This is a genomic window from Bradyrhizobium niftali (assembly GCF_004571025.1).
In the GTDB taxonomy this organism is placed as follows: Bacteria; Pseudomonadota; Alphaproteobacteria; order Rhizobiales; family Xanthobacteraceae; genus Bradyrhizobium; species Bradyrhizobium niftali.
Map to the genome: position 1 here is coordinate 1 of NZ_SPQT01000076.1, position 7,960 is coordinate 7,960.

6 protein-coding genes are annotated in these 7,960 nt (G+C 59.8%); 4 read left to right on the forward strand and 2 right to left on the reverse strand.

What is annotated here, in order from left to right:
* Positions 1–464 precede the first annotated feature (464 nt).
* The gene (locus E4K65_RS45840) at positions 465–1,496 is read left to right on the forward strand and encodes a methyltransferase (protein ID WP_135179660.1); all 1,032 of its coding nucleotides are present in this window, start codon (positions 465–467) and stop codon (positions 1,494–1,496) included.
* A 90-nt stretch (positions 1,497–1,586) separates the two neighbouring features.
* Here E4K65_RS45840 and E4K65_RS45845 read toward each other — a convergent pair whose 3' ends face one another.
* Entirely contained in the window at positions 1,587–2,993 is a 1,407-nt protein-coding gene (locus E4K65_RS45845; RefSeq protein ID WP_135179661.1) for an alpha/beta fold hydrolase, read from the reverse strand.
* Between the two features lie 291 nt (positions 2,994–3,284).
* Between E4K65_RS45845 and E4K65_RS45850 the strand changes: the two genes are divergently transcribed.
* From E4K65_RS45850 to E4K65_RS45860, 3 genes are all read left to right on the forward strand, one after another.
* Positions 3,285–3,701, forward strand: coding sequence for a hypothetical protein (locus E4K65_RS45850; RefSeq protein WP_135179662.1), 417 nt, complete (start codon positions 3,285–3,287; stop codon positions 3,699–3,701).
* An 85-nt stretch (positions 3,702–3,786) separates the two neighbouring features.
* The gene (locus E4K65_RS45855) at positions 3,787–6,156 is read left to right on the forward strand and encodes a TonB-dependent receptor (protein WP_135179663.1); all 2,370 of its coding nucleotides are present in this window, start codon (positions 3,787–3,789) and stop codon (positions 6,154–6,156) included.
* Between the two features lie 47 nt (positions 6,157–6,203).
* Positions 6,204–6,518: a hypothetical protein gene (locus tag E4K65_RS45860; RefSeq protein WP_135179664.1), complete on the forward strand. Its 315-nt coding sequence runs from the start codon at positions 6,204–6,206 to the stop codon at positions 6,516–6,518.
* Between the two features lie 934 nt (positions 6,519–7,452).
* On the opposite strand, the gene E4K65_RS48085 is transcribed toward E4K65_RS45860, so the two are convergent.
* Positions 7,453–7,960 (reverse strand): c-type cytochrome (locus E4K65_RS48085; RefSeq protein ID WP_347340988.1); only part of this gene is annotated, 508 nt, incomplete at its 5' end.

Below are 7,960 nucleotides of genomic sequence, written 5' to 3' on the forward strand. Positions count from 1 at the left end.
GGCTCGAACACAGGAACTGCGAGGTAGGAGGAGCAAGCGATGACGTAACCCCATCAGCAGGTTCCAGCCGAGGTCTGCGAGAGGATGAGACGAGATGGAGGTTCGGTCTTCCCGGCGCATGCGAACACTGGTGACCCAAATGGCCCAATCGAGGCCTGTCCGCTAATGAGAACGCACGCGCGCTGATATCCATGATGGCCCGGAGAAAATGCTCCAATCAAAGGCCGGATACATTGATGCAAGACCACTCACCACCTGATCGACGAACCTCTTGCTACGCACGGCCGGACCATACATTCGGGTCAAAAGCAGCGGTGGACGCCAAGTTGGATCGGCGTCCGGTTTGCCCCTGACAGCCGACATGACACGCGCTCAATCGACCTTCGGCTAAGGGCCACAAGCGGAAGTAGCCGGCTTCTCGATTACCACGTATATTACACAATCATTTTGGAGAATTTATTGTTATGGCAGACCCTAAGCCTGCTACATCGCAAGTTCTTCCGCCCCATATTCAATTGATCCAGATGGGCCGGGCCCACATCGTCTCAAGAGCCGTTTACGCTGCAGCCAAGCTGGGGCTGGCCGATCAGCTTGCATCCGGACCAAAAAACGCGATCGAGCTTGCCGGTCCCATGAACGTGCATGGGCCTTCCTTGCACCGATTGATGCGTACCCTGGCGAGCCTTGGCATTCTAACCGAGCGACCGGAGCAGCGTTTTGCCTTGACCGGTCTCGGCGAGGCGCTGAAGACCGGCGCGCCGGGCTCAGCAAGATCATCCGTGATTTTTTCTGGCAGCCCGTCTCTGAGTGGCTGGGACAATGTGGTCTATTCTGTTCAGACTGGCAAAACGGGTTTTGAGAAAGCGCAAGGCCTCGCGTTCTTCGACTATCTCGCGCAACATCCCGAGGACGCGTCGCTGTTCAGCGAGATGATGGTCGGTCTCAATGACCAGGAGCCTCCAGCCGTCGCCGCCGCTTACGATTTCTCGATCTTCCAAGCCATTGTTGACGTCGGCGGGGCCACCGGCAACATGCTGGCGGCCGTACTTTCCCGTCACGCCGGGCCGCGCGGCATCCTGTTCGACAGGCCGCATGTTGTGAAAGACGCGCCGGCTTTGCTTGACACCAAAGGCGTAAGCGATCGGGTGACGATCCAGCCCGGCAATTTCTTCGAAGGTGTCCCCGATGGGGCGGATGCTTACATCCTTTCGCACATCCTCCATGACTGGGACGAAGACCAGTGCCTTACGATCCTTGGCCATATCCGCAAGGCGATGAAGCCAGCCGGTCGTTTGCTGATCGTCGAGATGGTGCTGCCATCCGGCGATGCGCCGCACCCGGGAAAAATACTCGATCTCACAATGCTTGTACAAACGGGAGGCCAAGAACGAACGGAATCCGAATACGCGTCACTTTTGGGCATGGCTGGTTTTGGCCTAACGCAGGTCGTGCCGACCAGTTCAGCGGCGAACATCGTGGAAGCCGTGCTGGCTTGAGTGAGGGTGGATGATTGGTTGGGCGTCCGGTTTGGGCCCTAGCGGACATATCTTCGGCTCGAACTTAGTTTATGGACGAGCCCCGGCAGTTTAATTTACGAAGCTTTTCAGCTCGTTTGAGAACTGCGCCACGCCTGGGTCTTGCTCAAGCAAGACGTGGTTCTTGCCCGGCAACGCAACGAACCTGGCATTTGGAATTCCGGCGGCCATTTCGCGACCCAAGGCAATCGAAACCCGAGCATCGTCACGGACATGCATCACCAGCGTCGGGGCCCTGACCTGGCACAATAGTTGCCGAACGTCGAACTCGCCAACTGTCTCAAGGTAGCGCACAGCACACTCCGGCGAGGCGCTCAGACGCTGGATTTCATTGAAGGCATCGGCCTGCTCCCGCGTCGCAGTCGGCATCATCTGAGACGTAAACATTTGACGGAACGTTGCGTCGTCCGCCCCCCACCCGAGCTTCATCAATGTCTTCATGGCCGTCCAACGCTCACGATCAGCGGCGGTGGTATTAGGTCTTCTAGTAAAGCCGGTGGCAAATCCGCCGTACAAGACTAGGTGCGAGACGCGATCGGGGTGTTTTGCAGCGTAGGCGATTGAGAGGGCGCAGCCTTGCGAATATCCGAGCAAGGGAAATCGATCGAGGCCAGCGGCATCGACAACTGTTTCCATATCCCTGACCCACGCATCGAAGGAGATCTCGCCGACGTCCCAGTCGGAGAGACCGTTGCCGCGCGCATCGTAACGAACCAGCGTAAAAGATTTTGCCAGGTCGAGCAGGCTATGGCGGAATATCGGCAGTTCCCAATCATACTCCAAATGGCCCATCCAATGGGCCGATCGCACTAGCGGTGGCCCCGATCCAACCTTCGCATAGGCAAGCCGAACGCCGTCAGGCGCACTGCAATATCGAACCTCCTGCTTGAGATCTGATCTAGCTAGAACTTGTGCTGCCAAGGATCCGCCATCGTGTATATCAACGCGATAGACCTCTACTGGCCGAGTGATGTTCTTCAGGTTTTGCCGACCTAGTTCTCGGTACGGCAGATTGACCTTCCCCTCGATGACGTCCAGCACTTGGCGAGAAATGCAGATACCACCGCGCGCGGCAATACCTTCCAGCCGCGAAGCGACGTTCACACCGTCACCAAAGACGTCGCCCCCATCCTCGATAACGTCACCTATGTTGATACCTATCCGAAATTCAATGCGCCTGTCCGGACCTACCTTTGCATTGCGGACAGCCATGCCGCGCTGAATCTCGACGGCACATTTTACCGCATCTACCGCGCTCGGAAACTCGACGAGAATTCCGTCCCCAGTGGTCTTAAAAATACGTCCGTGGTGCTGCTTGATTTTGGGATCGCTGAGCTTGCGCCGATGTGTTTTCAACGAGGTGAGCGTGCCTTCTTCATCGGTGGCCATTAGCTTGCTATACCCCGCGACGTCGGCCGCAAGGATCGCTGCGAGACGGCGTTCGATGTGTTGCCGCATCGGTCCGGTTCCGCTTGCCCTCTGGCTCCAACTTACGAGTGCTCCCAGGGGCTGTCCATAGAGTGCACCGGGTAATTGACGATGAGCTTGGTCTGGTCAGGTCGTCTTTGGGTCAAAATGCGAAGAACTCAACCTGAGCAAATTTGGTCTGCCATGCCTCGGTGAGCGGACCTCGGTGAGGTGCGCCGCCACTTCGGTGATGGGCCAAGAGTTGACATTGCAATCCGCCGCCCATGTTATAAAGTTACATTCGAGACATCCGGGCCTGGGCGCTCCCGGTGAGTGTTGGACATGAACTGGTTTCGAGAACATCTCAAGCTCGGCTCGCGGTTGGCGCTGTTGGCGCTCCTCCTCCAGTTTGCGCTGTCGTTCGGACATTTCCATGCCTTCACTGTGCAGGCGGCGCCTGTGCCCCAAGCATCGCCGCACAAACCCGCTGCGGTTGGCGAGCAACCCGTTCTTGCGCAAGACATGGCCGCGGGGACCGTTCGGAAGCAGCAACCTTTTGATCATGATCGCGACCACCCGACCGGTGCCTGCGCCATCTGTGCCGTCATGTCGCTCGCCAGCAGCGCGCTATTCACGGCGACGCCGATACTCTTGCTGCCGCAACCCAGCGGACTCCGGCATTTTGCGACCGACGCCGGTATTCTCCACCTGCAATCAGCGCATTCAGCATTTCAGTCTCGCGCGCCTCCCTTCTGCTGATATCGATTGATGTGCCTACTGCTGTCGCCGCGTCACACGAAGCGACAGCGGAGGATAGATCGAAATCGACAGCAGGATCGGGATAATGGATTCTAATCGCACACGAGCATTCCATGTCGGCGGGGCGACCTGGCTACTGCTCGGCGCCGCGACGACACCGGCACTGCCACAGGAGAAGCCGGCAACCGAACTGCCGGCAGTCACGGTGACGGCGCCCAGTCCCATCGTACGGAGGCACACGGTGCCCGCACGCACGACGACACGCGTCGCGCGCAGGGGAACCGCGCGGACTCGCGAACGTGTTACGGAGCAGGCGACTGCCGCACCGACGCCCGCCGCGCCTCAGCAGGGCGTGCTGCCGGTCGTGACCGACCAGTTCGCCACCGTCACGGTTGTGCCGAACGATGAACTGCGCCGCGAGGGCACCGCCACGCTTGGCGACCTCCTGTTCTCAAAACCCGGTATTACCGGTTCGAGCTTCGCTCCCGGCGCCTCCAGCCGGCCGATCATCCGCGGGCTCGACGTCAATCGCGTCGGCATTATCGAGAACGGCACCGGCGGCGGCGGCGCTTCCGATCTCGGCGAAGATCATTTCGTGCCGATCGATCCCCTGGCGACCAACCAGGTCGAGGTGGTGCGCGGTCCGGCCGCGCTGCGCTACGGATCGACCTCGATCGGCGGCGTGGTCAGCGCGACCAACAACCGCATTCCCGATGCACTCCCCGTATGCCCAGCGGCGCCATTCCAGAACTACGGCTTGCCGACCAAGGCGCCGCTGGCGGATGCAACATCGGCGCCTTGCGTGACGGCGGAGACGCGCATGGCAGTGAGCTCCGTCGATCGCGGCACCGAAGGCGCCATTCTGCTCGATGCCGGCGCCGGCAATTTTGCCGTGCATGCCGACGCCTTCGGCCGCAGGTCGAGCGACTACAACATCCCAAGCTACCCTTATCTGTTCGTCCCGGGCCAGCCGTTCAACGGACGTCAGCCGAACTCGGCGGCGCAGGCGGATGGCGCATCAATCGGCGGCTCCTACATCTTCCATGGCGGCTTCATCGGCGCAGCGATCACGCAGAATGATTCGCTCTACCGCATACCCGGCGTCGACGGCGCCGATCACCAGACCCGCATCGACGCCCACCAGACCAAGTTCAGTTCCAAGGGCGAATACCGTCCCGATGCCGCGGCGATCGAGGCGGTGCGCTTCTGGTTCGGCGCAGTCGACTACAGGCACAACGAGATCGGTCTTGCCGACCCCGCCGATCCCTTCTCGCTCGGGGTGCGGCAGACCTTCACCAACCGCGAACAGGAGGGCCGACTCGAAGTGCAGTTGATGCCGTTCAACGCGCGCTTTGCGGCGGTTACGACGGCATTCGGCTTGCAGGCCGGTCATCAGGAACTAACCGCCCCAAGCCCGGACGATCCAACCAGTCCGCTCAACGGATTGTGGGATCCCAACAAGAACAACAGGGTCGCCGGCTACATCTTCAACGAGTTCAAATTCAGCGAAACCACCAAGGCGCAGATTGCCGGGCGCATCGAACACGTGGATCTTTCCGGCACAACGCCGGCCTTCATTCCCATCGTGTTCGACGTGGCCACCGATCCTGCCAGCATCGGTCCGGCGACACCGCAGAATCTGCATTTCACGCCGAAAAGCGCCAGCATCGGCCTGATCCAGAATCTGCCATGGGATCTGGTAGCGAGCGTCACCGCCCAATATGTCGAACGCGCGCCGAAGCCGGCCGAGCTGTTCTCGCGCGGGCCGCACGACGCCACCGCCACGTTCGATATCGGCAATCCTAATCTCGGCATCGAAACCGCGAAATCGATCGAGGTCGGGCTGCGGCGGGCGACCGGACCGCTGCGGTTCGAACTCACCGGCTACTACACCAGGTTCGACGGCTTCATATTCCGCCGCCTGACGGGCAATACGTGCGACGAGAGTGCGTGTCAGCTGGGCCCGGGCCTCGAGCTGAATCAGGCATTCTACTCGCAGCGCGACGCCGTGTTTCGCGGCGGTGAATTCCAGAGCCAGCTCGATGTCGGCGAGTTCAAGGGCGGCATCTGGGGTATCGAGGACCAGTTCGACGTCGTCCGCGCCACCTTCACCGACGGCAGCAACGTGCCGCGGATTCCGCCGGTGCGCGTCGGCGGCGGCTTCTACTGGCGCGATGCCAACTGGCTGATGCGCGTCAACCTGCTGCACGCCTTCGCGCAGAACGATATCGCCCCGATCGCGGAGACACCGACGCCGGGCTACAATCTGCTGAAGGCCGAGGTCAGCTACAAGACCAAGCTCGATCCGAGCTGGTTCGGCGCGCGCGAGATGACGGTCGGCCTCGTCGGCAACAATCTCCTGAACGAAAACATCCGCAACTCCGTCTCCTACACCAAGGACCAGGTCCTGATGCCGGGTCTCGGCGTGCGCGCGTTCGCAAACCTGAAGTTTTGAGTCGAAAGGCCGAAAGGAGAACTGCCGCTGACAGAAGAGGCCGCAAGATGAGTGGCAGAAGTGGTGCAGTAGTGGCCGGTGGCTCGCACGATATCGGCGCCGACACCCGGAATGCTCTGGAACTTGCGAAATCCGGCTGGCTCGTCGAGGTTCACTTGATCTCAGAAGGCGAGCCTGATCCCAGATTCTTTGCAGTTGGAACACATGAGGCCGGTGACGCGGAAGAAGCGATCCTGCGCTATCCGGGCATCATTCGAGAAGACAAAAGGACCGCGCGGCGACGCCTTTCTGACAAGGAAATCGCATGCCTCAGACTGAGAGCGGACGGCGTGAGGCCCTATATTCTGGAATCCGAGTTGTGAATGATCGTCGCAAGCACTGCCTGGATCGACGTTGCCAAGGTCGGCTCAATAAGTCCGCCCCCGGCAGCGAACGCTGACTAGAAATCCGCTGCAGAATCCCAGGAAATGCAAGCCCCGCAGTGACGCCAAGGGCGATTGGCGATCAGTCGTCGCGGCCGTAGTAGCTCCTCATGAGCTGGTAATGACCACCTGTAGAGATGTATTCCTGCCGGAGGCAACTGGTGCCCCTGCAAAACTGCGCGTGCTCATCACAATGCAGATGTTCGAAGTGCAGCTTGATCAGCCGTGAATTGTCGAAATAGGTTGCAAAGTAGTGAGCAGCCCTCGCCGCATTTCCGCACATGTGGGTGACGGCCCTCCGAACATCGAGCGGCAAACGATCAATACGTTCCGAATTCCAGGGATCTTCGTGCCCTCCCAGACTGCCGCGCGCGAGTATAGGTGGTTGATTGGCAAGTAAGAGCAGCAGAATTCCGGCCGCGATTGGCGAATGTCGTACGTAACACATCCACATGCCAGCACCCCATCCAGAGTGGAAGATTTGGCAAATGCAGTCGCGAAGCAAAGATTATCAGGATTGCCAACGAGCGCCAGCGGTCATTGTCCAGAGCTTATGTGCGGCGCACTAATTTTATCAACTTCCTTGGCCGTCGAGGTCAGCTCTGGGTCACCTGCGGGCATGGCCGCCATTCTTTTCTTGGTCCGCTGACACCCAGCAAGCGGACAATCGGAGCGCCGAAGCAGAGAGGCAGCTTCGGGCCATCAGCGGATATTCCGGCTGTTTCATAACGTTGCGGGATCGGATGCCCGCGACACGTCGGATACTTCGCCGACGAACTGAGCGACGTTTGAATGGCCAAGGCGGGATTTCTGATTCACGCCTGTGAAGAATACCGCCGATGCCGCACGAAGATTGCTAGACCCGTAGGCCGCGCTAGGGTTTTAGTGACGCCAGATAGGCGCTGATCGAAATCAGATCATCCTCAGTCAAGTTAGTGACGGCATTGGACATCAGCGGGCTCCATGCTCCGGTCCGCACTCCGTGCTGAAACTCGTACAGTTGGCGAGTGATATAACTCGGCGAACGGCCCGCTAGGGGCGGGATCGGACCGAGCCCGTGCAGCGTTGGCCCGTGGCAAACACCGCAAGACACCGCCTTGCCGCCGCCGCTCGCGACCAGCGCTTCTCCTTTTTTGACCGCGCCGGGCGGTACATAGGCAATAAACCGGGCGCGACTATCACGATTCTCGAACTGCGCGAGATCTTCGGGCACCTCGATAATACGGCTTCCGATCGGTTCCTTCTCCCCATTACCAAGATCGGCGAGGAACCATCCGGCGACGAAAGTCTTCGGCACGACATCCGTTTCCACGACGCGGATGCGCTCGCGCGGTTTTAGTGACGAAAAATACGCCGCCGCTACCGCGATTTCGGAATCACTT

What these genes read in the sequence shown, in the direction of transcription:
- E4K65_RS45840 (WP_135179660.1), top strand. Translation starts at nt 465, where the DNA reads ATGGCAGACCCTAAGCCTGCTACATCGCAAGTTCTTCCGCCCCATATT.
- E4K65_RS45845 (WP_135179661.1), bottom strand. Translation starts at nt 2,993, where the DNA reads ATGCGGCAACACATCGAACGCCGTCTCGCAGCGATCCTTGCGGCCGAC.
- E4K65_RS45850 (WP_135179662.1), top strand. Translation starts at nt 3,285, where the DNA reads ATGAACTGGTTTCGAGAACATCTCAAGCTCGGCTCGCGGTTGGCGCTG.
- E4K65_RS45855 (WP_135179663.1), top strand. Translation starts at nt 3,787, where the DNA reads ATGGATTCTAATCGCACACGAGCATTCCATGTCGGCGGGGCGACCTGG.
- E4K65_RS45860 (WP_135179664.1), top strand. Translation starts at nt 6,204, where the DNA reads ATGAGTGGCAGAAGTGGTGCAGTAGTGGCCGGTGGCTCGCACGATATC.